General features: G+C 56.8%; 17 protein-coding genes. 5 read left to right on the forward strand and 12 right to left on the reverse strand.

Annotation, left to right across the window (positions count from 1 at the left end):
• Positions 1–17 precede the first annotated feature (17 nt).
• The gene (locus AC1Q6J_RS00505; RefSeq protein WP_492277360.1) at positions 18–3,446 is read left to right on the forward strand and encodes a beta strand repeat-containing protein; all 3,429 of its coding nucleotides are present in this window, start codon (positions 18–20) and stop codon (positions 3,444–3,446) included.
• An 87-nt stretch (positions 3,447–3,533) separates the two neighbouring features.
• Here the strand turns inward: AC1Q6J_RS00505 and AC1Q6J_RS00510 are convergent, their stop codons facing one another.
• The 8 genes from AC1Q6J_RS00510 to AC1Q6J_RS00545 form a co-directional block, all read right to left on the reverse strand.
• Positions 3,534–3,989, reverse strand: coding sequence for a hypothetical protein (locus tag AC1Q6J_RS00510; protein WP_492277361.1), 456 nt, complete (start codon positions 3,987–3,989; stop codon positions 3,534–3,536).
• A 217-nt stretch (positions 3,990–4,206) separates the two neighbouring features.
• Positions 4,207–5,286, reverse strand: a complete 1,080-nt coding sequence (locus AC1Q6J_RS00515) for a transglutaminase-like cysteine peptidase (RefSeq protein WP_492277362.1) — start codon at positions 5,284–5,286, stop codon at positions 4,207–4,209.
• 221 nt (positions 5,287–5,507) lie between these two features.
• Positions 5,508–6,758: an HlyD family type I secretion periplasmic adaptor subunit gene (locus AC1Q6J_RS00520; protein ID WP_492277363.1), complete on the reverse strand. Its 1,251-nt coding sequence runs from the start codon at positions 6,756–6,758 to the stop codon at positions 5,508–5,510.
• Positions 6,745–8,970, reverse strand: a complete 2,226-nt coding sequence (locus tag AC1Q6J_RS00525; RefSeq protein WP_492277364.1) for a type I secretion system permease/ATPase — start codon at positions 8,968–8,970, stop codon at positions 6,745–6,747. The genes AC1Q6J_RS00520 and AC1Q6J_RS00525 overlap by 14 nt, the downstream gene beginning before the upstream one ends.
• Positions 8,971–9,152: 182 nt before the next feature.
• On the reverse strand, positions 9,153–10,709 hold the full coding sequence (locus AC1Q6J_RS00530; RefSeq protein WP_492277365.1) for a TolC family outer membrane protein: 1,557 nt from the start codon (positions 10,707–10,709) through the stop codon (positions 9,153–9,155).
• A gap of 335 nt (positions 10,710–11,044) precedes the next feature.
• A complete protein-coding gene (locus AC1Q6J_RS00535) occupies positions 11,045–12,643 on the reverse strand; it encodes an MBL fold metallo-hydrolase RNA specificity domain-containing protein (RefSeq protein WP_492277366.1) in 1,599 nt (532 codons plus the stop codon).
• Entirely contained in the window at positions 12,640–13,557 is a 918-nt protein-coding gene (locus AC1Q6J_RS00540) for a ribose-phosphate diphosphokinase (RefSeq protein WP_492277367.1), read from the reverse strand. The genes AC1Q6J_RS00535 and AC1Q6J_RS00540 overlap by 4 nt, the downstream gene beginning before the upstream one ends.
• A gap of 7 nt (positions 13,558–13,564) precedes the next feature.
• A complete protein-coding gene (locus AC1Q6J_RS00545; RefSeq protein ID WP_492277716.1) occupies positions 13,565–15,127 on the reverse strand; it encodes a thymidine phosphorylase family protein in 1,563 nt (520 codons plus the stop codon).
• A 281-nt stretch (positions 15,128–15,408) separates the two neighbouring features.
• Here AC1Q6J_RS00545 and AC1Q6J_RS00550 point away from each other — a divergent pair, with 281 nt between their 5' ends.
• Genes AC1Q6J_RS00550 through AC1Q6J_RS00565 form a run of 4 tightly spaced genes read left to right on the forward strand, consistent with a single transcriptional unit; the run spans position 15,409 to position 21,190 of the window.
• Complete coding sequence (locus AC1Q6J_RS00550) at positions 15,409–16,539, forward strand: MlaE family ABC transporter permease (protein WP_492277368.1); 1,131 nt, start codon at positions 15,409–15,411, stop codon at positions 16,537–16,539.
• Positions 16,540–16,541: 2 nt separating this feature from the next.
• Entirely contained in the window at positions 16,542–17,321 is a 780-nt protein-coding gene (locus AC1Q6J_RS00555) for an ABC transporter ATP-binding protein (RefSeq protein ID WP_492277369.1), read from the forward strand.
• A 4-nt stretch (positions 17,322–17,325) separates the two neighbouring features.
• Positions 17,326–18,438: an ABC-type transport auxiliary lipoprotein family protein gene (locus AC1Q6J_RS00560; RefSeq protein ID WP_492277370.1), complete on the forward strand. Its 1,113-nt coding sequence runs from the start codon at positions 17,326–17,328 to the stop codon at positions 18,436–18,438.
• Between the two features lie 52 nt (positions 18,439–18,490).
• Positions 18,491–21,190, forward strand: a complete 2,700-nt coding sequence (locus tag AC1Q6J_RS00565) for a bifunctional acetate--CoA ligase family protein/GNAT family N-acetyltransferase (RefSeq protein ID WP_492277371.1) — start codon at positions 18,491–18,493, stop codon at positions 21,188–21,190.
• Positions 21,191–21,299: 109 nt separating this feature from the next.
• On the opposite strand, the gene AC1Q6J_RS00570 is transcribed toward AC1Q6J_RS00565, so the two are convergent.
• From AC1Q6J_RS00570 to AC1Q6J_RS00585, 4 genes are all read right to left on the reverse strand, one after another.
• Complete coding sequence (locus AC1Q6J_RS00570) at positions 21,300–21,662, reverse strand: hypothetical protein (RefSeq protein WP_492277372.1); 363 nt, start codon at positions 21,660–21,662, stop codon at positions 21,300–21,302.
• Positions 21,663–21,778: 116 nt separating this feature from the next.
• A complete protein-coding gene (locus AC1Q6J_RS00575) occupies positions 21,779–22,147 on the reverse strand; it encodes a hypothetical protein (protein ID WP_492277373.1) in 369 nt (122 codons plus the stop codon).
• Positions 22,148–22,252: 105 nt separating this feature from the next.
• Positions 22,253–22,576 (reverse strand): hypothetical protein, encoded by a 324-nt coding sequence (locus AC1Q6J_RS00580; protein WP_492277374.1) that lies wholly within the window; start codon positions 22,574–22,576, stop codon positions 22,253–22,255.
• The gene (locus tag AC1Q6J_RS00585; RefSeq protein ID WP_492277375.1) at positions 22,573–22,893 is read right to left on the reverse strand and encodes a YggT family protein; all 321 of its coding nucleotides are present in this window, start codon (positions 22,891–22,893) and stop codon (positions 22,573–22,575) included. The genes AC1Q6J_RS00580 and AC1Q6J_RS00585 overlap by 4 nt, the downstream gene beginning before the upstream one ends.
• Positions 22,894–22,973 lie beyond the last annotated feature (80 nt).

Consider the following 22,973-nt stretch of genomic DNA (forward strand, 5'->3'; position numbering starts at 1 on the left):
TCACGGTGAACGCGGTTGTGACCGACAGCGACGGCTCGACCGGCAACACCAGCTTCACGGTCGTGATCGACGACGATGTACCGGTTGCGGCGAACGATGCGGGCTACGGCCCGTACAACGAGAACGCGTCTGGTGTGGATCTCGGCCTGGCGTCGGTGCTGCTTGCGAATGACAAGTACGGCGCGGACGGCGCGGCGGCGGCGGATTCGCTGACGATTGCGGTTGGCGACCATGGCGGCACGGTGACGATCGATGGCAGCGGGCATCTGATTTACACGAACACGTCGAACGTCGCGAACGGGGTGACGGACGTCGAGACGTTCACCTACACGATCAAGGACGGCGACAACGACACCGATACGGCGACGTTCACGGTGAGCCGCACCGACAGCGGCGTGACAATGGGTGCTGCGCCTGCGAACCTGCTGGCGGACGAAGACAACATCCCGGTGATCGGGGCCAACGACACGCAGACGGGTGACGACGACCAGACGCTGACGGGGACGATCAGCTACACGCTGGGGGCTGACCATATCGGCAGCGTTGCGCTGTCGACGGCGGGCAACGCGACGGGCCTGTTCAAGCTTGACGGCACGGCGATCCAGACGTCGTGGGATGCCGGGACGCGGACGCTGACGGGGTACGGCACGAGTGTGTCGGACGTGGTGTTCACGATCGTGCTGGGGGTTCCGACGGACACCGGCGCCGGCTACACGCTGACGCTGCTGCAGCCGGTGAAGCATGCCGACGGGCTCAACGAGAACGACACGCCGGCGTTCACGGTGAACGCGGTTGTGACCGACAGCGACGGCTCGACCGGCAACACCAGCTTCACGGTCGTGATCGACGACGATGTTCCTGTTCTCGATATCGTCAATATGCCGAACTCTGTGAATGAAAATCAAACAATTGATGGAACATGGACCCTCACGGCAGGTGCAGATGGCGTGACGTCGGTTGACGTAACCGTTGGTGCGGTTACGAAAACGCTGTCGCTTGCAGTCGGCTCGAATACTGTCACGTTTGGTGCCGGAGACGGTCTGACGGCCGGCACTTTGACGGTGGATGCCGATCTGCAATGGCATTTTGTCGCAAATTCGGTGACTTCGAATGAGAATGTCACCTTCACGCTGAAGGCGACAGACGGCGATGGCGATAACTCGTCCGACTCGCAGACCCTTACGATCGTCAACGTCAATCAGCCGCTTGCGATCACAGGCAGTATCGTCGGCCTCGTGGAAGAGGAACACGGCGTTCCAGGTGGCATTGACGATATCAGCTCGGCGTCGCTCGCGCCAAACAACGACCAGGACACCGCCGGCAATCTAAATGTCACAACCAATGTGTTTGTCGGCACCTTCTCGCCGCCACTGAGCTTTACCGGCGACGAAGGCACGCTCAGCTATTCAGTAAATTCTGTTATTGAAGGCAGCGCCGTTACGAAGGCAGGAGGCGGCGCTCTCACCTCGGACGGCGCAGCCGTATTGTTCCACGTCAGTGGTGACACGTTGACGGGCTACGTTGAAGTCAGCGGAGCCGGCTTTAGCGGTGCTGATCGAATAGTCTTCACGCTCGAACTGAACCAGCCGGCCGATGGTCAATATCGGTTCACATTGCTCGATAACCTCGATCATCATACCGTTCCGGCGGCTGACAATGTCGAAAACATCATCGGCATCAACTTCAACAATCTTGTCAAGGTCACTGATAACGGCGATCTGAACGATGACGAGCCGATCGCAAATTTCACAATCAATGTGATAGACGATGTTCCCGTGGCGGCAATCGCCGATTACGCTGTAATGTCTAATGGCGCCGGTTCGCCGGTGATTTTCGGCCTCGACTTCGACAATACACTCGCCAACAACTATGGCGCTGATGCTGCGGGTACGGTCAGATTCCCGGCCTCACTTGATGGAGCTTTGAGTGGGCTAACATCGAACGGCGTGTCGATCACCTACACGGTATCCGGTGACGGTTTAACGCTGACGGCTATGGCCGGCCTGGCGTCGGTTTTTGTGGTCACGCTCAATCCGGCGGCCGCAACTTACTCTGTCGATATGAATGCAGTCGTAGACAGTATCAGTACTGTTAATTTCAGCGATGGCTCCTACCAGTTCGACGGCGGCAACACGGCGTGGGTAGCGTTGGTGCCTGCCGGTCAGAAGGATAACGATACGCCCGTCGATGACGATTCTCGCGACATTCTGATCACCCCGATCGGAACTGCCGATACTGTCAATAACAACGCCAATTCCACAGGCGCAGGCGGCGGATCTGGCGGCCAGAACATCGGAGACGGCGAGGGTGTTCGACTTGATTTCGTGATCGATCTCACAGGGGACACTGGTGGAGCTGGAGGCTACGGAGACACATCAAACCGTGACTACGTGTTTGATGATCACTACAATACGAATGGTGCCACGATAAAATTTGGAGACGGTTCTACCAACACAACGTTGCAGATTACCGCGCGAGATGAAACGGTAGCGACCGACGCCAATAACATCGTAGGTGACGGAATTCTCGATTCCGTGAACAAGATCATCATCAACTATGATGGTGAGTCCGAGGTCATCACTTTCGCGGCCATCGGAACCACGGCGACAGACTTCACAGTCGGAAATCCCGGGGGCCTTGGGGATCGGACCTACAACGTCCAGTTTGTCGATGTGGACCCGGGCGCGGGCGTCAAGTATGCAGCCAAGATCATTGGTGTCCTTGATACTAATGTGACCATTGCAACCTATACGGCCGATGGATACCACAGCCTCGAGCTCCTCAATCAGGCTGGCGATGACTTTGCAATCACCGGCTTCGGCGCTGCGGTTCAAACCACTGCCCCCGTCAGCCTCGATGTTCCGATCCTGGTGGTGGATGGTGACGGCGATACTGCCGCAAGCACTCTCGGTATCACGCTTGTGCAGCCAGGTTCCGGTATTCAGAACCATTCGAGCGATCTGATTGGTGATTCCCACACTTACACTTCGACGGTGACGAACCCCCATATCATTGGGTCTGATTTTGCGGACACTCTCAATGGCGATGGCGCTGCCAACGTGTTGTCTGGAGGGCTTGGCATTGATTCACTCTTCGGCAATGGCGGCAACGACATTTTGATCGGCGGTCCCGGCGCGGACAATCTGACCGGCGGCTTGGGTGCGGACATTTTCAGGCTGACCGACACGGCTGCGGCGGACATCATCGGCGACTTCAATAACGCCGAAGGCGACAAGATCGATCTCACTGCATTGTTCTCGGTTGCGTCTGGTCACAGCCTCAGCGAGTACGTTGTTCACACAGGAACCACCCTTCAGGTCGATGTGGATGGCAATCTCAACGGCACCAATTTTGTAACGGTGGCGACTTCGCTGCCAAATACGCCGTCAGCGATCACCATTATGTACGAGGACGCTGCTCACGCGGTGCAATCCGCAGTCGTATGACGATCGAGATTCTCGCCCCACGCAAAATCCGCCGTGTCATCCCCGGCGGATTTTTAGTTCTGGATCCGGCAGATAACGCCTGTCCGCCTAAATCTTCTGTCCGCCCGGTCCTCCGCCAACCGTCACGCTGATACGCTGAACTTCGGTGCGGCCGCCAGGGTATTTGATCTCGATCGTTACGACGTCAACGCCTGAGAAATCCGGCTTCGAACGGTAAAATGCGATGTAGCCCGGAACTTCAAGCGCGAGGCACTGCTTATAGTTCGTAGCGCTCACCTTGCCGCGTTTGATATTTACCGCTCCATTGGCGGGCGGACTGAGCAGGCGTATCGTCGGCAAGGTGCCCGACGTGCAGTCGGGCTGGACATTGAGATAAACTCCGAGCCGTATGTCCTTCGCTGGCGGTCCCTTGGCCAGGCGTTCGACCGTCTGGGCCTGCGCCAGAGCGACTGAGCTCATCCCGGCGACAAGAGTTGCCCCTGCCAGGTAGTTCGCGACAGTACGCAATTTGCCTTGACGCAAAATTCTATCGTCAGCTTCCACGACATCCTCGCGCGGCCTGGATCAGCGCAAAGCTGCGCTGAAGCGATGAAGTCATTGGAATATAGCATGAAAGCGATTGCCATGCACCGGACATGCTAAGCCGTACCGCAAACACGGCATTATTGGTAGCGGATGCCGAGGTCTGATCGCGGCCTCGGCCGCCGTCACGATGATCGGTGAGTTGCTGATCTCGCCATTCCGTGCGCCGGCAACGGTGTTACATGAGGATCGGCAACGTAGCGGCACCCGAGGCGCTGCCGAGGAACTGTGCTTCTGTGCGATTGCTGGCGGCTTCCTGCAGCCAGCTTGTCTCGGTATCGATTCCGGCGACGGCGTCGGATGCTGGCAAAACCGCCCTTGCTTCCCCGTTTAGCCGCTGCGTCAGGTAAGGCGATGCAAAGAGGCTTACCCCACCGTCATCGAGTGCAAAGAGAGGCGTGAAGTGGCGCAGGTCGCTGTCAATCGCTAAAGCGGAGCTCCGGTTGTCAAGGACGGCCCACGCATCACCATTCCTGACGGTGAGAACAGCGTGATCTTCGCGTGCTTTTCGGTCGCGGACCAAAAGGATGCGCAGATCCTGTTCCGGAACACCTGCTTCCCGCAGCACCACGTATTTTGCGATAGCGTAGTCCTCGCAATCGCCCCGGCCTGTACCGAGCGATGCCAACGGTGCCGACCAGACGTCCACGGCAGCATGCTGTGAGAGATCGCTCATGTAGCGGATTGCGGTATTGATCAGGCGGTTTGCTGTCTCGATCCGCGCTGCGCCAGTCTGATTACGGACTTCATCAACAATCAGGATGAACCGGCGCGCCGCATTGCTACAGTCTGGGCTGTCTGCTCGGCAGGCTTCGACTTGCCGTTGCCCGGCAGAAATATCAGCCTTCGCCGCGCGCCATTTGCGCCAAAGTATACCTTCCGGGGCCCGAAATGAAAAAAGGCCAAAAGGTTCGTTGGTCGTCTGCGCCGCGGGCTCAGCTGTCATCCTCAGTCCGGTTGGCACGTCCGAAAGAACTTCATTGCTGGCCGCGGATGCCAGTTGAACGGGCTTGTCGATGCGGGGCTTGCCATCAAGCCTCGCCAAAACACTATTAATGGAAAAGAAACGCGCGTCGCCGGCCTGGGGGCGGGCGGGTGGTGAGACGGGCGCCAGCATTGAAGGCGTCACCAGATCGTCGAAAATATGCTTCCTGGGTTTGGCTTTTGATGCCGCTTCACCAGGAAAAGCACTGGCCGTCAAAACCGCCAGGCCGATAATCGCCCCTGTAATGGTATGCGCCGCGGAATAGCTCGCCATGATAACGCCCCTGCATCCCAGGAGCGTCGGTCAGCCATGATGCTGATCCCGTTCCCGTGTGATGGGGCGATCATTAAATGGAAGCGGCTGGAATCGGGTTAAACGGCGCGCATAGGCGCAGGTATTCTGCGCCGTAGAGTCAAGAGGGGGAAATAAAATACGTAGAATTTGAGGCATCGCAACGCAGCGTTAATGCTGACCAAATCGTTACTGATGAAGCCTCAGCGCTCTCGAAGAGCTTCATCGCGAAGCATGCGGGCGGGTTTTACAATGTAATCGAGCACAGATTTCGCGCCGGTCAGGATTTCAACAGTCGTGACCATGCCCGGAATAATAGGTAGCGGATTTTCGGCCGTTCCAAGATGGTTCTTTTCCGTCCGAACCATGACTCGATAGAATGTTTCTGCTTTCTCACCCCGTTCGGGCTTGTCGTCGGAAATCGTATCTGCGCTGATACGTTCAACCTTGCCCTTGAGAGAACCGTAGACCGAAGAATCGTATGCTGTGATCTTGACCACAGCATCCTGCCCAGCTCGGATAAATGCGATGTCTTGCGGACGGATCCGCCCTTCGACAAGGAGACTGTCATCAAGCGGAACGATGTCCATCAGATTTGCGCCCGGCTGAACCACAGCGCCGACCGTTGTTACGTTCAGTTTATTGACGATGCCGTTAACCGGAGATTTTAGATCCGCGCGGCGTACACGATCCTGAGCTGATTTGATATTCTCTTCCAGTACGGCCAGATCGCCGCGAGACTTGGCGAGATCTTCTTCCGCCTGTGACCGGAAGGCCGTCTTGATATTTGTGATGCGTGATTGCGTTTCCGCCAGTTGTCCGCGTATTTCGCTGGCCTGACGTTCGAGGCGCAACATCTCAATCTCGGGAACCACCCTTTGCGCATACAGATTGCGGGTGATCTCCACCTCGCGGCTGAGCAGCTTGAGCGAGCCCGCAAGCCGTGTTTCCTGTTGCGCCAGTACGTCGATGTCCTGCGATACTTTCTTCACGCGCGCTGCAAACAGGTTTCGCTCAGTTTCGACGAGTTGAGGCGCGCTTCTGACAAGCTCGTCCGAAAACGCGGGCTTCTCGGCGCCAGCCACTTCCGCCTCAAGGCGCGCAACACGGGCAGCATTCGAAGCGCGCCGCTCTCTAACCTCGCCAAGATCCGCGGAGAACTTCGTGTCGTCGATTCGCATAAGCACCTGGCTCTGCTTTACGATATCGCCCTCTCGCACGAGAATTTCCAGGACGAGCCCGCCTTCGAGACTTTGAAGAACCTGGGTTTGACGCGATGAGATCACTCGGCCATTCCCGCGCTTCACTTCGTCGAGGACGGCAAAATGTGCCCAAATGATTCCAGCCACGAATAGTGCCAATGTGCAGAGCAGAACGAGTCGTGACGTGCGCGGCGTGCGTAGCTCGACCGCGGCTCGAATATCGTTTGCGAAAGCAAAGTCAGACTGCTGCATTTGATTTCACGATCGGAGGCACAAATTTCGACGCTTCTGCTTGCCGCTTTGCGCTTGCCTGGAGATTAGCGAGAATGGTTTCGCGCGGACCGTCGGCGACGAGCTTGCCTCGCTCAAACACCAAAATCCGGTTGACCAACGTCAACAATGAGGGGCGATGTGTTGAAACGATTATAGTCATGTCAGACATGGCGATCGATTTCAGGCGATCAAGAAATTCCGTCTCGCTACGCACGTCGAAGTGCGCAGTTGGCTCATCCATGAAAATGATCTTGGGTTTACGGATCATGGCCCGCGCCAGACCGATTGCTTGCTTTTGTCCTCCGGAGAGGCTTCGGCCGCCCTCGGCGATCGGCATGTCGTAACCGAGCGGATGGCCTGCTATGAATTGCTCGACGCCGGACAGGCGGGCGACTGCGATAACCTCTTCGTCGGTTGCAGATGGCTTTCCGAGGGTTATGTTGTCGCGCAGTTTCCCGAAGAACAGGTCGGTATCCTGCATGACGAAGCCAACACCTGCTCTAAGATCTGCTGGGTCATACTGACGGGAATCGATACCGTCGATGGCGATGCCGCCTTCGAGTGGTTCATAGAACCCGGCCAAAAGGCGGCCGACCGTTGTCTTTCCTGATCCTACCCGGCCGATGATGGCGACTCGTTCTCCCGGGGCAATCTTGAACGAAACATTCTCAAGGGCGTTTTCCTTGGCTCCAGGATAGCGGAAGCTGACATTCTCAAAGCTGACCGCGCCTTTTTCAATTTTTCGAGCGACATATGCGCGGCCTGGTGGTCTTTCCCGCTCCAACGACATCAGCCTGTCGATGGAGCGAAGAGCGCTTATGGTTTGCGTCGCTCGGGTGATAACTGAGGCGAGGCTGGAAATAGGTGCGAGTACCCGGCCGGACAGCATGTTCGCGGCAATCAATGCACCCATCGTGATTTTTCCGTCGAGGATCAGAAAAACGCCGATCACGACGAGCAGCATACTGGTGATTTGCTGGGCGGAGCTTGAGATTGTCAAAGCCAGCGAGGACCAGAAATGCACGTCTTCGCCGGAGCGGGCGGTTGCGGCAACAGACCGTTCCCACGCAGTCTGCATGCGCGACTCAGCGCCCGTCGCGCGAACTGTTTCGACGCCCGACAACGATTCTATCAGCACGCCGTGCCGAGCTGCAGACTCGGCTTGCAGCCGTTTCATCGCGCGATCCAAAGGGCGCTGTAAAATGAAGCCGGTCGCGATGACAACCGGCAGCATAAGCAAGGGTATCCAAGCTAGCGGACCGGCGATGATAAAGAGTACGCCAATGAAGAGGACGGCAAAGATCAAGTCGGTGGCGGCAACCACTGTTCCGGATGTAAAGAACTCTCGAACAGAGTCGAAATCCCTCATCTGATTGGCGAGAATGCCAACCGAGGTTGGCCTGTTTGCCATCTTCACGGCGAGGATGTGCTCGAAGATGTTTGCGGCCAGCACGACATCGATTTTTTTGCCCGTAAGATCGATAATCCGGCTTCGGACGATCCTGATGATGAAATCGAAAACGATTGCGAGGCCGAGACCGACCGCGAGCGCGACCAACGAGGGTATCGCGCCATTCGGCACCACGCGGTCGTACACATTCATTGTGAACAGCGGCGCTGCAAGGGCGAGCAGGTTTACCAGCAGGGCGGCCAGCGCAACATGCCCGTAGTTCGAGCCGAATCTGCGAACGACAGACCAGAACCAATGGGTTTGCGGAAGATCGCCGGCGGCAACTGTTCGCGCATCCGCGGTTGCCGCGGGTTTGACCAAAAATGCGTACCCCGAATATATGGATGCAAGCTGGGAAATAGCTAAATCTCTGCCGCTCTCGGGGCGCTCAGGGTCGATCACCCAGGTCATTTGGCGAGCTTCATCGATCCTGCTAAGAATTAACGGTGCCCCTTCTTTGGTCACCAGCAAAACTGGCAGCACCAGTGCTGGGATGTCCGCGAGCGCGCGCTTTACCGGCTCAACTTCGAGTCCGGCCCGCAAGCCTGCGCGTTCAACGAGGGCTGCGGTCAAGCGGCCGTTCACGATCGGCAGGCCGGCTATCAGGGCCTCGCGGCTAATCGCACGCCCATGAAAAGCCGCAAGGCAGATGAGTGCCTCCGCAAGCGGATCTCTCAAGTGGTCGGTGCTCTCGATGCCACTCGACTTCGCTGAAGTCTTGGATCCCGCATCTGTTTTCAATGATCGTGGTCCTGGCTAAGGGGCATCTAGCCAATATAAACCTATGGTTGCCCGAGACCCGGAAACCTAAAATTAAGCCTAATAGCTGACCGCAGACGCGTAATGTCTGTGTCTAAGGCCGCCACTGTCTTTTCCGCGCAGTCAGTTGCGCACTATTGCGCGCTGCCAACGTGTGGGCCGCTTCATTTGACGGACCACTTTGAGGCGGCGTCGATCAATTCTTGCGCGGGGGACGACCCCTGCCAGCGACTGGCAAAATTATTCGTTACCGCAGCACCTTCTCCGCTACCGGCCGAAGCGTAATTCAGGGCTGGAATCGGCTCGACCCGCTTAACTGGCAAAGGCTCGGGCCCCGAGACCGGATCCCGGATAATAATGGGGGGCAGTTTGGTCGGGAAAAGTCCAAATGGTTCGACATCGAGCGCCGAAGCATCCGCTGGAGGTGGCGCCTTGACGTACTCGATCAGATTACCCATCGCGGCGAGAAGCTGATAATCCGCGAATACTGCCACGCTCTGTGCTGAAATCAATGAGATGAAGCCGTTGAAGAGTTGGTTTTGTCCATTCAGCAAATCGACCAGCGATCGCTGACCCAATTCATACTCTTTCTGGTAGGAAACGATGACCTTCCGGTCAGAGGCGATCTGTCGATTAAGAGCAGAAATTCTGTCAGCGGTAAGAGTACGCGCAGCCCAGGCCTTGTCGATGGATTCAACAGCATCTCGCTGCAAGCGAGCATGTCGCATAGTACCTTCAACGTACCGCTCCGCCATTTCAGAGCGACGCCATGTGTCCTGACCGCCACGGAATACATCCCAGCTTACAACCACCTTGCCGCTCACATCGTCGCGCTTGCCGACATAGCCGTTTGCGTCGATTCCTGTTGAAGCTCGTCCCTCGAGATACACATTCGGGACGAAAGCTCCCGAAGTGCTTCGGAAGGCGTACTTGGCCGCGCGGGCATCAGCTTCTGCTGCCTTGATGGTCGGATTGAATTTTATCGCGATGGCAAGCGACTCATCCTTTGTGGAGGGTAGTCCTCCGAGGCGATGAGGATTCCGAAGATTGAAAGGTTCAAGTCCGACGGCCCGCCGATACTTGGCGCGAGCCTCGTCAAGACTTTGGCGGAAACCTGCTAAAGCGGCCACTGCGTTTTCGACGCGTTCTCGGGTCTGTTCGAGATCGCCTTCGCCTGCGCGCCCGCCCTTGAACCGAGCCTGCACATTACTGAACAAGCCGCGATGGACTCTTACATTGTCTTCCGCGATCGCAATAAGCCGCGTATAGCGAATGACATCAATGTAAGCCTCTGCGGCATCCAGTGCGAGTAATTCAGTTCTTTCATGAACGCGAGCGGCTGCGGCATTCACCCGTGCAGACTGACGCCAGATTTCGTTTAAAGATGTAAAACCGTCGAAGATGAGCTGGCGGCCAACGATCGAAACGTCCCGGCCATTTCGCCATGTGTCGTTACCCAATGGTGCAGGAACAATCTGTTGATTGAACCGTTCCGGGCCGGCTCGCGCTTCAACGCGAACTTGCGGGAGGAGTGTTGATTGCTGTTGTCTTAGTTCTGATTCAGTTGCGCGACGGTTAGCAGCTGCTTCTCCAACACCGGGGTTAGTTGCTATTGCCTGCTTGAGAGCTTCGTTGATCAGAAATGCAGATTGACTATGCGCTGCATTCGGAAGCGAACAGCTCAGCATCAATGCCGAAGCGGCAAACGCTAATGTACGCATCCCCAAATCTCCCACGCCCAAAATTCAACAACTTGTAAAATTTCAAAAAAACAGTAGCACGCTACCTAAGGTGCTGGAACAACTGGCTATTCGACTCTTAGCGAGTGTGGCAGGAAAACAACGAAAAAGAGGAATTGAGGTATTTAAATACCTCTAAAATGTGTTAAAATTGTCAACAAGTACTCGGCTTCCGACTTTCACATATGCGCCAGCAGAGGCGGTCCATTTTTCGCGTTCTACGGAACCGTCCAGATTGGGGAGGGTGAAGCGCCCAACGCTTCAGGGCATGTCGGCGGCAGCCATCCATTCGTCCATATAGTTTCCGGGCGTTTCGCCTAGACTTGATCGTCAAGCGCCCGTCTTAGCCGTCTAATGATAATCCCCCGCGCGCGGTTGTCCGCTGCGGCGTCCATTTTTTCGTTAATGTCGAGAATGAGCTTCGACATATCATTGTGCCAATCCAGATGGACAACGGCATCGGGCGTCAAACGGTGACGGCGCGTGGTTTCTATGAGCGTCGGAACAGATGCTGTGAGTTCGTAAATCTCGTCGAGAACGGGAACATGGATGAGGGACTCAGGAATGACCCGGTCCGCGAGACGTTGCTGCAATCCCTTCAGGGCGTTGTCTTCTCCATGCATCAGGAAAATACCCTTGCGAACTGGACGTCGTGCAGCGATCCAACGCTCAAGTTCAGGCCCATCCGCATGGCCGGAGTAGTCATCCATTGACCTGATCCGCGCGGCGACGCGGATTTCGTCTCCCTGTATGCGCACGGCTTTTGCGCCGTCGCCGAGAAACCGTCCCAACGTGCCCTGAGCTTGAAAACCCACCAGAAGAACGGTCGCGTTGCGCCGCCACAGCCAATTCTTGAGATGATGGCGGATTCGCCCTGCGTCGCACATGCCGCTGCCCGCGATGATGATGTGGAAACCCGAGAGTTTCTCGATGGCTTTGCTTTCATCGACTGTCTCAGTGAAACGCAGGTGTGGGGATCGCAAGGTGCGTGCAATATCAACTTCGCTGTCGAGGCTTGATGCATGCTGGCGAAATACTTCGGTCGCGCGAATAGCCAGCGGAGAATCGAGAAATACCGGGCTGGCGGGAATCGTGCCGCGCTCCATCAGGTCGATGATATCGACGAGCAATTCCTGGGTTCGTTCCACCGCAAACGCCGGAATGATCAAGGCGCCGTTAGCTGCGGCCGCGTCCCGGATCTCGGCAGCGAGCCTTTCGCGGCGTAGCTTGGATGACGTTGGCGGTCGATCAGTATCGCCATAGGTCGATTCGGTAATTACGTAGTCGAGTTTTTTCGGAGCGTCAGGTTCAGGCTGAAGCAGTTTGCCGTCGGGGCCAATATCTCCCGACATAAGTATGCGCAGAGGGGAACCTGACTCTGAGTCATCGAAAATTTCGAGTTCGATTGAAGCGGAGCCAAGTAAATGACCTGCATTCCAGTAACGTGCGCGGACCCCGGGCGCTGCCTCAAACCACGTTTCGTATTCGACCGGCTGAAATGAGGTGAGCGATGAGATCGCATCGACCTTGGTATAGATAGGGGAGACCTCCGGCTTGCCACGGGCGACATTTCGACGGTTCAATGTGAGAACCTCCATCTCCTGGATGCCCCCAGCGTCGGGTAGCATGTAGGAACACAGGTCAATTGTGCCGCGGGTCGCCATGATGCGTCCCTTGAAATGGGCCTTGACCAGCTTCGGCAGCAAGCCGCTGTGGTCGATATGAGCATGGGTCAGAAGCACAACGTCGATATCGGATGGCCGAAAGGGGAAGTCATCGTAGTTGAGCGCCTTTAGCGTCTTCGATCCCTGAAAAAGTCCGCAATCGACCAGAAAGCGCGCTCTGGAGGTCGTAAACAGATAGCATGAGCCGGTCACGGTATGAGCTGCGCCACAAAATTGGATGGTGACACTCATGGCAGCAGTCCCTTCGTCTCACGGTCATCGAACTCATCGCGCAAGGCGTCAGCGAGCGTGGCGTCGAGAAAAATAGCATTGGTCGGATGCGGCACGCTGTCAGTGGATTGGATCGATCGAATTCCCGCTCGTGTGAACTCTTCGGCCTGAAGTGCGGGAAACAATGCATGAGTGACGATGGCATCAATTGTCCTGACTCCAGCCGATTTGAGCATTTGCGCGCAGGCCGTCAGGGTTCCGCCAGAGGACACGATATCATCGACAATCAGAACTGGATGGCTGCCAAAATCTCGTTCTGGTAAAACTATTTTCACGGACTGATCGTTTTGCCGGATTTTTCGCGCAACCGCGAAGGTTACGCCGAGGCGGCTGGCCAGTTCGCTGACCCATGTTCTGGATTCCTCATCTGGTCCAAGAATAACGGTTTCCGGGTCAAGGTTTGATGCTTGCAGATACGTGGCGATGGCGTGCATCGCGGATAGATCGTCCGCAGCAATTCCGGGAAAGATGTCGTGGATGTCTTTGGTGCGATGAAGATGGGCGTTTACTGTAACAACGCGATCGAAGGCCCCAGAGAGAAGGTTGCCGATAACCTTCTGACTTATTGCCTCAAGTGGCTGAAAGGCGGTATCTTGCCGCATATAACATAGATATGGCGCGATAAGGATCAGCCGACTTGCCCCGTTGCGGCGCAAGGATTCTGCTGCAAACAGGAGTGAGATCAGCTTCTCATTCGGCTGATCCAGCGACGCATAGATGATGGTGGTCGCGGCAGGAGGTGCCGCCGTCACACGCATTTCACCATCGGGGAACCGATGCAACATTATTGGTTCCGCAAATACGTCAACCCGGGAGGCCAGACGTGTCGCAGCCTTAAGGGAGTCTGGAAGATACTGGAGGCCGATTTTGTGCATACTGCCCCTAGGTTGAGGGTGCTCGATTTTCAATGGTAAAGCCGGAATCGTCTGCGGCTGCTTGTACGGCGAGATCGTATCCGGAGGGATCGCACGAGTAGATCCGGTATAAAGGTTCGCCCTTATCGACCCGATCGCCAATCTTCTTGAAGATCTTGACGCCGGCGCCTTTGTCGATCGGCGCACCTGCGGTGCGTGCAATGCGATTCATTCTCAGGCAGTCGATGCCATTCACCACGCCGTCTGTTGTTGCGAGCAAATCGCTCTGAAGGGAGCCGAGCTCCGTCGCGCATCCGGAGGGGCCCTGTGCGGATATGATGTCCTGCATTTTCTTCAGTGCTGCGCCGCTTTCCAGAAGGTCGCGCGCTTTGGCGTAACCCGCGCCGCCGCGTAAATCCGGATCGTACTCGAGTAATTGCGCAGCGAGTCTCAGCGATTTCTCGCGCAAGTCCTTCGGTGCATCCGCTTTGTTTTCCAGCACCGCCATAATATCCTGCGCCTCCAGCGTAGGACCAATTCCGGAACCGATCGGCTGGCGGCCGTCGGTGGTGACAACATTTACCACTATGCCAAAATGGCTTCCTGCAAACTCGAACAGTTTCCGAAGATGGAGTGCTTCATTAGCACTCGTTACCTTTGAAGAAGGCCCCACGGGAATATCTATCAGCAGGTGAGTTACACCCGCTGCCAGCTTCTTCGACATGATTGAGGCAACCATCTGTTCATTTGTGTCGAGACTCAGCACCCGCTCAACAGAGATCATGATATCGTCCGCCGGAGAAAGATTGACGTGTCCGCCCCAGATCAGGCACCCCTGACACCTCGCCACAATCTCCCTCATTTCGGGTATTCCGACATCGACCCTCGCCAATACTTCCATGGTGTCCGCGGTGCCCGCCGGCGAAGTGATGGCGCGCGATGAAGTTTTGGGGATTGTGAGTCCGTGTGCGGCCACAATGGGTACGACGATCATCGATGTCCGGTTGCCGGGGATACCTCCAATGCAATGCTTGTCGACGACCATATTTTGCTGCCATCGAAGCTGGGTGCCAGCCGCAGCCATCGCCTGGGTCAGTGCAAGCAGTTCGTCTGTTGTCAAGAAGCCCGCAGATCCTACGAGAAAGGCGGCGATTTCTACGTCGGAATACCGGTAGTGGATGAGATCATCGATAATCGCCTGGATTTGTCGATCATTCAAAGTGTGCCCTTGAATCTTGGCCCGGACAGCATCAAGGCTGACCGGTGGTTGAGCTGGCGAAATGCTTACCAGCCTGCCTTCGGGTTCGTTAAGGCGACGAAATGCAGGTGCCGCGAGCCCAAGCTCATTTGGGCCGACCACTGCATCATCGTCTGTGATCAGCAATGTCGCCAGAAGAACCTTCTCCCCGCAGCGGAGTTCTATTCGGCTAAAGCCGCGAAAGACGTCGGGGCGTAAAGCGCACGAGTGGCGCGATATGACAGCGACGTTCTCGCGGCCCGTATCGATATTGAAGGAACGAATCTTGAGTTGCGGTCGCGAGTTTGCGCCGTGAGGCGGTGTCCCCAAAAATGCGCAGTCGATGCTTGCCATATTGGTAGACAGCACATTGCCTCCCGTAGGGGGCTGATTTGGATCAAGGCGAAATTGAAAGTACGCAAAAGGCAGCCAGGCTGCTGCTGATCGCGTCCCGAGGCCGGATCAAAACGGAATGGGCGGTCATCGTTTCGTCGCACGCATCATCAATACGGCCTTCCGGCGGTCGAGCCTCGGCTAATATTTGTTGCCGGTTCCGGCAGCCGTTGAGGCAGGTCAAAACGGAATGATGCCTTTACCCCAAAGATATCCACCATCGTTTCGGATGGATATGGCCCTTGAACCCCGCACCCGCTCTGAGCGTCACAAACAATGACGGCATGCTTGATCTGCGGCCCAGTGGGGCGTGGACGGCTGCTTATGGCTCTATTTTGGAGGGGCTATACGACGGCATCGTTCCGCAGTTGCAACTGACAAAGCGGGTCAGGATCGATATGAACGGTGTTGCCGAACTCGACACGCTTGGCGCCTGGCTGTTTGAGAAAATCTTGCGGCATACGCCTGGCCGACCAACTGAAGTCGTTGGGGTATCTGATCGCTATGCCGGGCTGATCGCCGAGGTAAATCAGACCAATCGGTGCAATCCTCCGGCAGATAAGGCTGAAAATCGGGCTGCCGTTCGGTTGGAGCAACTCGGACGATACGCCGCGAACGCTACCGAGGATGTTGCGATCTTCCTTCAGATGTTGGGCGCTCTGGGCATCGCCTTGTTCAACGCTCTTCGCCGGCCTCGATCGCTTCGGCTGACGTCACTTGCCTATCAGATTTATCGCGTTGGATGGCAGGCGATTCCGATCATCCTGCTGATTACCTTCCTCATTGGAGCGATCATCGCCCAGCAGGGAATTTTTCATTTTCGCAAGTTCGGCGCGGATTCCTACGTCGTCGACATGGTCGGCATACTCGTGCTGCGGGAGCTTGGCGTTCTGATTGTCGCCATCATGGTAGCGGGCCGTTCCGGTAGCGCCTACACCGCCGAACTCGGATCGATGAAAATGCGCGAAGAAATCGACGCGCTGTCCACCATGGGCCTTGATCCGGTTGAGGTGCTCATTTTACCGCGCATTCTGACACTCATTTGCGCGCTGCCAATTCTGGCATTCATCGGCTCCATGGCGGCGCTCTATGGCGGCGGCCTGGTCGCATGGCTTTATGGTGGAATGAGTCCCGCGATATTCATCGCGCGGCTGCACGACGCGGTATCGGTCAAAAGTTTTGAAGTTGGAATGATCAAGGCGCCATTCATGGCGCTGGCTATCGGCGTCATTGCTTGCAGCGAAGGCCTGAGAGTCAAGGGGAGCGCGGAATCACTCGGATGGCGAACGACGACTTCAGTCGTCAAATCGATATTTCTCGTTATCGTGCTTGACGGCCTTTTTGCTGTGTTCTTCGCATCGATTGGGATGTGACAATGGTTGGGTTGTCTGATCAGTTCGCTATCCGTGTCGCCGACCTCGTCGTCGGATTCGGCCGACAGACAGTACTCGACAATCTGACATTGGATGTCCGCAAAGGCGAGATCCTCGGTCTTGTCGGTGCATCCGGCGGCGGTAAGTCGGTCCTCATGCGGACTATCATTGGTCTGATACCGAAGCGAAGCGGCCGGATCGAGGTGATGGGCGTTGAGATCGACACGACTCATGGCGTGGTCACTCAAGCCACGGCTGGAAAATGGGGCATTCTCTTCCAGCAGGGGGCGTTATTTTCGTCCCTGACCGTTCTTCAGAACGTCCAGTTTCCGCTGCGCGAAGAGCTGACGCTCTCCCAGGAACTGATGGATGAAATAGCGACGGCGAAGCTCGAAATGGTGGGTCTCTCGCCGGAGGATGGCAACAAGTTTCCCTCACAACTCTCCGGCGGCATGACGAAGCGCGTTGCATTGGCGCGCGCGCTTGCGCTTGATCCACCAATCGTCTTTCTCGATGAGCCGACATCGGGACTGGATCCGATCGCGGCCGGCGATTTCGACGCCCTGATCAGGACGCTTCAAAAAACATTTGGGCTGACGGTCTTCATGGTCACGCACGATCTCGCCAGCCTTAATACCGTTTGCGATCGGGTCGCCGCGCTTGCTGACGGGAAAATCGTCGCAATCGGGTCGATGAGCGAGCTGCTTCGTTCAGAACATCCATGGGTGAGGGCCTATTTCCACGGAAAGCGCTCCCAAATGCTGCAACCACGAAAGAGTTAGGAACATGGAAACGCGTGCTCCATTCGTTATCGTCGGGGCTTTTATCTTGGCGGCCATATGTGCCGTGTTCGGCTTCGTGTACTGGCTTCACAACACCGGCGGACTGGGAGCGCGGGTATCGTATAGTGTGCAATTCAATGGATCAGTGCCGGGGTTGCTGGTCGGAGCGTCGGTGTTGTTCAACGGCATTCGTGTCGGTGAGGTTACCAGCCTCGGCCTTGCTGCCGACAGCCCGCGCCGCGTCAATGCGATCATCTCGGTGGCGCCCGACACGCCTGTGCGTGCGGACACCAAGGTGGGCCTGGATTTCCAGGGACTCACGGGCGTGCCGGTCATCGCTCTGGAAGGTGGCGTCCAGCTTGTGGCATCAGGACCGGTGCCGACACTCGTCGCCGAGCCTGGCGCGGGCCAGAGCATGACTCAGGCTGCGCGTGATGCGCTAAGGCGTGTTGATGGAGTGCTGGCCGATAACGCTGAACCACTCAAGAGCACGATTTCCAATCTCAAAACATTTTCTGAAGGGCTGGCGAGAAATACGGGGCGACTTGACGGTATCGTCGCCGGCCTTGAGCGGATGACGGGGGGAGGGCCCGCTGCTGCCGTGAAGGTCGTCTATGATCTCGATGTCCCTCAGCATCTTGGACCATCCAGTAAGCACATCAATGGCCAGATCGTCATTCCGGATCCAACATCGATCCTGATGTTTGATACCCAGCGTATCCTTTTTACACCGCCGGGTGGCAGCCATCCGGAGTTTTCCGACTTTCAGTGGAGCGACAGCTTACCGAAATTACTGCAGGCCAAGCTTATCCAGAGCTTCGAAAATTACGATCCAGCTCACGCGCCGCTGCGAGCGATTGAAGGTGTGGTCGCAGACTATCAGCTTCTGACCGATATTCGCAGTTTTCAAGTATTAACCGAGCCCATCCCGATGGCCGAAATCGTCATCTCAGCGAAAATCCTGGGTAAGGCCGGCCGCGTCATTGCCGCGCGGGTGTTTAGTGAAAGGCGAAAAGTCGACAGCCTTGATCCTCAGTCCGCGGTTCGTGCTTTCAGCGGAGCATTTGGTGCCCTCGCCAAGGATCTGGTGAGCTGGACAGTCGCGAAGATCGAATGATTCTGGTTTTATTTCCTGGGTATGTCGCCATGTCATCCGGAAACTGAATCAGATGTCGACTTATCGATTAAGCAATCTGCTTTCGCCGTGCTCAGTGGCTCTGATCGGCGCGAGTCCGAGGCATGGATCCGTTGGGCTCGCGATCTTGAGGAATATACGGTCCGGAATGTTCCGCGGCAAATTCGGCGTCATCAATCCGTACCATGCAGACATCGACGGCTTTGCGACGGTCGACTGTCTCTCACAGCTGCCATTCGTTCCTGAGCTCGTGATCGTCACCGCGCCCGCGAAGGCAGTCCCGGAGATTATCGCTGAGGCGGCAAGCCGGGGGGTGGCCGGAGCGGTCATCATCAGTGCCGGTCTCGGTCATGGAGCCGGATCTCTTGCGGAGGCCGCCAATTGCGCTGCGCGAGCGCATGGAATGAGGCTGATCGGCCCAAACTGCCTGGGGATCATGATGCCGGCCGCCTGTTTGAATGCGAGCTTCGCCGCAAGCATGCCGCGGCTTGGGAATCTGGCGCTCATCTCGCAGTCGGGCGCGATCGCGGCCGGCATGGTGGATTGGGCGGCCAAGGAGGGCGTCGGGTTTTCCGGCATCGTGTCGATCGGCGATCAGCTCGATGTCGACATCGCTGATCTGCTCGATTTCTTTGCGTTGGATACAAATACCAAGGCGATTCTTCTCTACGTCGAAGCGATCAAGGATGCTCGCAAATTTATGTCCGCAGCGCGCGCGGCAGCGCGGATCAAGCCAGTCGTCGTTGTCAAATCCGGGCGGATGGCCCAGGGCGCGAAGGCCGCTGCGACTCATACCGGCGCTCTTGCCGGTTCAGATGCTGTTTACGATGCTGCCTTTCGTCGCGCCGGCATGCTGCGGGTATTCGATCTGCGCGAACTGTTCGATTGCGCGGAAACGCTCGGTCGCGCTATCCAGCCCGAGGGCAAGCGTCTCGCAATTTTGACGAATGGCGGCGGCATCGGCGTGCTGGCGGTTGACCGGCTGGTCGAACTGGGCGGAATTCCTGCCTCGATCGCGCCGCCAGTGCGCGAGAGGCTGGATTCCGTGCTGCCACCGACATGGTCTGGCGATAATCCGGTCGATATCGTCGGTGACGCCGACGCTGCCCGCTACGCGGCAGCGCTGGAAATACTGCTGGCTGATCCGGGTAACGATGCAGTTCTCGTGATGAATGTGCAGACGGCAATCGCTTCGGCCAGCGATCTGGCGACGACCGTTGCCCGCACTGTTAGCGCCGATCGTAAGAGACACTCCACTCCCAAGCCTGTCCTGGCGGTTTGGGTGGGGGGCGATGACAGTATCGCGAGAACATTCAACGAAGCGTCGATTCCAAGTTATTCCACAGAAGACGATGCCGTCCGGGGTTTCATGCACCTGGTGCATCATCGCGAAGCGATCGAGCAATTGACTCAAGTGCCGCCGAGCCTGCCGACAGACTTTGTTCCGGACGCCAGTGCGGCACGTCACGTTGTCGAGGCGGCCGTCGCAGAAGGGCGCCGCTGGCTCGATCCGCTCGAAGTGAGGCAGCTCTTCGAGGCCTATCAAATCCCTATGGTGCCAACACTCGCCGCGGCCGACGCTGACGAGGCTGTCGCGTTGGCGTCGCCGTTCTTCGACCGGCGGATGCCCGTGGTTCTCAAGATTCTATCCCGGGACATTACCCATAAATCAGACATCGGCGGTGTCGTGCTCAATCTTACGGACGCCGATAGCATACGCGCCGCCGCCAGGGGTATTCTGGCGCGGGCCAAGACAAATCGTCCGGACGCCAAGTTATCTGGATTCATCGTGCAGCCGATGATGTTGAAGCAGAAAGCACGAGAGTTGATACTCGGCCTCGCTAATGATCCGACCTTTGGTCCGGTTATTGTATTTGGACATGGCGGCACGGCCGTCGAGGTCATTAATGACAAGGCGATAGACTTGCCGCCGCTCGATCTGAGACTGGCGCGTGATCTTATAGAACGGACGAAGATCTCCCAGTTGCTTGTCGCTTACCGCGACGTCCCGGCAGTCAAGCCGGACGAGGTGCCCCTAACACTGGTCAAGCTGGCTCAGTTGGCCGCGGATTTGCCGCAAGTGCTTGAACTCGATATCAATCCGCTGTTAGCCGATGAGAACGGCGTTCTTGCGGTCGATGCGCGAGTGGCCGTTGGTGCCTCAGAGCGAAAATTCGCAGGTCACGGAAATGCGAGATTAGCCGTTCGTCCTTATCCCTCCGAATGGCAACGCCATATCGACCTCAGGGACGGCTCGCAGATTTTCGTGCGGCCGATATCTCCGAGCGACGAGCCGTTGCTCCGCAAATTTCTGCAACACGTCAGCAAGGAAGACCTTCGGATGCGCTTCTTTGGTTCGCTGAAGGAGTTCACGCATCCGTTTGTCGCCCGGTTGACGCAACTCGACTACGCACGCGCAATGGCCTTCGTGGCGTTCGAGAAGTCAGGCAAAGACATTATCGGTGTTGTCCGGATACATTCTGATTCGATCTATGAGACCGGTGAGTACGCAATCTTGCTGAAATCGGACCTCAAGGGACGGGGGCTTGGCTGGGCGCTGATGCAGTTGATCGTCGCATATGCCAAATCTGAGGGCCTTCAGTCCATTTCTGGCGAGGTTCTTCAGGAGAACAAGGCGATGCTAGATATGTGCCGGGAGTTGGGATTTGACGTAAGGACGGATGACAGGGATTCCGACATCTGTGAAGTTACGCTCGCTCTGACCAGCCGTTAGGTCAAAGACAGGTTACTTCGAACTGGATCAAGCCCGTGGGACAAGGTCAATCCAAGCCAGGTCCTCGTTTGACTTGCATCGTACTGCGACAGCCCGCCCATGCACAGAGTCACTCGCTCGCAAGCATCAGCGACGATACTGACGATATTATCGCGACGATGGACCCGCCCTTGGCAAACCGCAGCATTTGCTCCCTCAGGCGATTGCAGGCCCAGCGCCGGCCACCGGGTCCGAACGGACGCTCAGTAGGCGGGAGCAATCGCCAGGCATCGCTGTGGGCAATGCGATCTTCGGTCAGGCGCGCCGCGCAGGTGATGAGCACTACGGAAAACAGCAGAGAGATATTGCCGGCAGCGAGGAGCGCCATCCCAAGTTCCAGCGGATGTGTCAGCAGGAGAATGACGCTGATCAGCGTTACAAGAATTGTCCGCCATACCAGCAGATAAAAAGCATTTTCATTAAAGGAGCTCATGACGTGCGCCTCGCACCGCCACACCCAATTCTGAATGTCTTTATTATACTAAAGTATTAGTCGCATGACAAGGAACTTGCGGGCCGGTTCAAATGACTCCGGCCCAACAGGCTGGCTCAGTACCCGGTGAGGGAAAACAGCAGTGCAATCATCCACATCACGATAGAGACGAGCGCGGTCCAGCGAGCAAACAGCAGATAGGTCTCTCGCATCAGGGCAGCGATCGTCCGCTGTGCATGGGCTGCCGGCGGCCGACGCTCCTCCGGAAGATAAAGCCACATTTCGGTCCGGCGGTGGTCCTTGGTCTGGGCTTCGTGAGCCTTCAGAACGAGGACGAGGGTCATCACCATGCTAAGAAAGCCGCCGGCCTGAAACGCTGATCGCGGCAGGAAGGACAGGCCGATCATGATGCAGAAAATGGCGAGGGATGCGAAACCACAGGCGCGCAGCACCGTCTCAAAGGCGATGCGGCGCATGTCCTCCATCGTCGGTACTCCATCGCCCTGGGCGGCGCATTCCGGATCGTGCCTGTGCCCGCATGCACAAACGTATCGCCAAGCCAAGGTGCGCTCAACCCGGCGCCATATCGCCTACAGGCCGATTTTAAGGAAGTTCCCGGCGGCAGGAAGTGTCAATAGCGCGGTTCCGGCGAGCCATATCCAAAGAGATGCGTCGGTCGAGTCCGAGGCGCCGGTAACGCGTTCGTAGATCGCCGCCGGGATTCCGCCGAGAATAACGGTTGCTGTGGAAACCATCAGCGAAGCGAACATGAGCGTCAGTGGTACGCTGCCGAACAGCAGCGGTCCCACGAGGGGTTGCACGTAAAGCAGCGCGAAGATCAGCCAGAGCTGATTGAAGATGCCGTTGACCATGCCGAAAAAAGCAATGCCGATAAAATAGAAGTTGCGGCTCATGACGCAGCCCCTCCGGCGCGGGGAGCAAGATTGAGCAGCAACAGTGCGTAATGGAAACCAACGCGCAGCCAGAACAGCCAAACGAATCCGAACAACCAGCGGACCACCGGCACCGTAACCTTCGGGGTTACAACCGATAACACGGCGATGACCGGATCGGTGACCCGGCAGAAAAAACGCCAGATATAGTTCGGTGAGTCCGCGTCCACCATCAGACTAAGCAATGCGCGCGCAAGCATCGTGTACATCAATGCCGCGAGAACGAAATTCGGTATGTGGAAATACCAGTGGTTGGCAAGAGATGTCGCGATATCCACGGATATGGGCCCCCGAAATCTTTCTCAACGCGCGGTGATTGCGCACTCAACCTGTCGACAAGGAAAGTTCTGCCTGCGTT

The organism is Afipia sp. MLSD5-FHT05B12, assembly GCF_058793355.1.

Bases quoted from the DNA above. Each gene is read 5' to 3' on its own strand.
- AC1Q6J_RS00515 (WP_492277362.1), bottom strand. From the start codon at position 5,286: ATGGCGAGCTATTCCGCGGCGCATACCATTACAGGGGCGATTATCGGC.
- AC1Q6J_RS00520 (WP_492277363.1), bottom strand. From the start codon at position 6,758: ATGCAGCAGTCTGACTTTGCTTTCGCAAACGATATTCGAGCCGCGGTC.
- AC1Q6J_RS00530 (WP_492277365.1), bottom strand. From the start codon at position 10,709: ATGCGTACATTAGCGTTTGCCGCTTCGGCATTGATGCTGAGCTGTTCG.
- AC1Q6J_RS00535 (WP_492277366.1), bottom strand. From the start codon at position 12,643: ATGAGTGTCACCATCCAATTTTGTGGCGCAGCTCATACCGTGACCGGC.
- AC1Q6J_RS00540 (WP_492277367.1), bottom strand. From the start codon at position 13,557: ATGCACAAAATCGGCCTCCAGTATCTTCCAGACTCCCTTAAGGCTGCG.
- AC1Q6J_RS00545 (WP_492277716.1), bottom strand. From the start codon at position 15,127: ATGGCAAGCATCGACTGCGCATTTTTGGGGACACCGCCTCACGGCGCA.
- AC1Q6J_RS00555 (WP_492277369.1), top strand. From the start codon at position 16,542: ATGGTTGGGTTGTCTGATCAGTTCGCTATCCGTGTCGCCGACCTCGTC.
- AC1Q6J_RS00560 (WP_492277370.1), top strand. From the start codon at position 17,326: ATGGAAACGCGTGCTCCATTCGTTATCGTCGGGGCTTTTATCTTGGCG.
- AC1Q6J_RS00565 (WP_492277371.1), top strand. From the start codon at position 18,491: ATGTCGACTTATCGATTAAGCAATCTGCTTTCGCCGTGCTCAGTGGCT.
- AC1Q6J_RS00570 (WP_492277372.1), bottom strand. From the start codon at position 21,662: ATGAGCTCCTTTAATGAAAATGCTTTTTATCTGCTGGTATGGCGGACA.
- AC1Q6J_RS00575 (WP_492277373.1), bottom strand. From the start codon at position 22,147: ATGGAGGACATGCGCCGCATCGCCTTTGAGACGGTGCTGCGCGCCTGT.
- AC1Q6J_RS00580 (WP_492277374.1), bottom strand. From the start codon at position 22,576: ATGAGCCGCAACTTCTATTTTATCGGCATTGCTTTTTTCGGCATGGTC.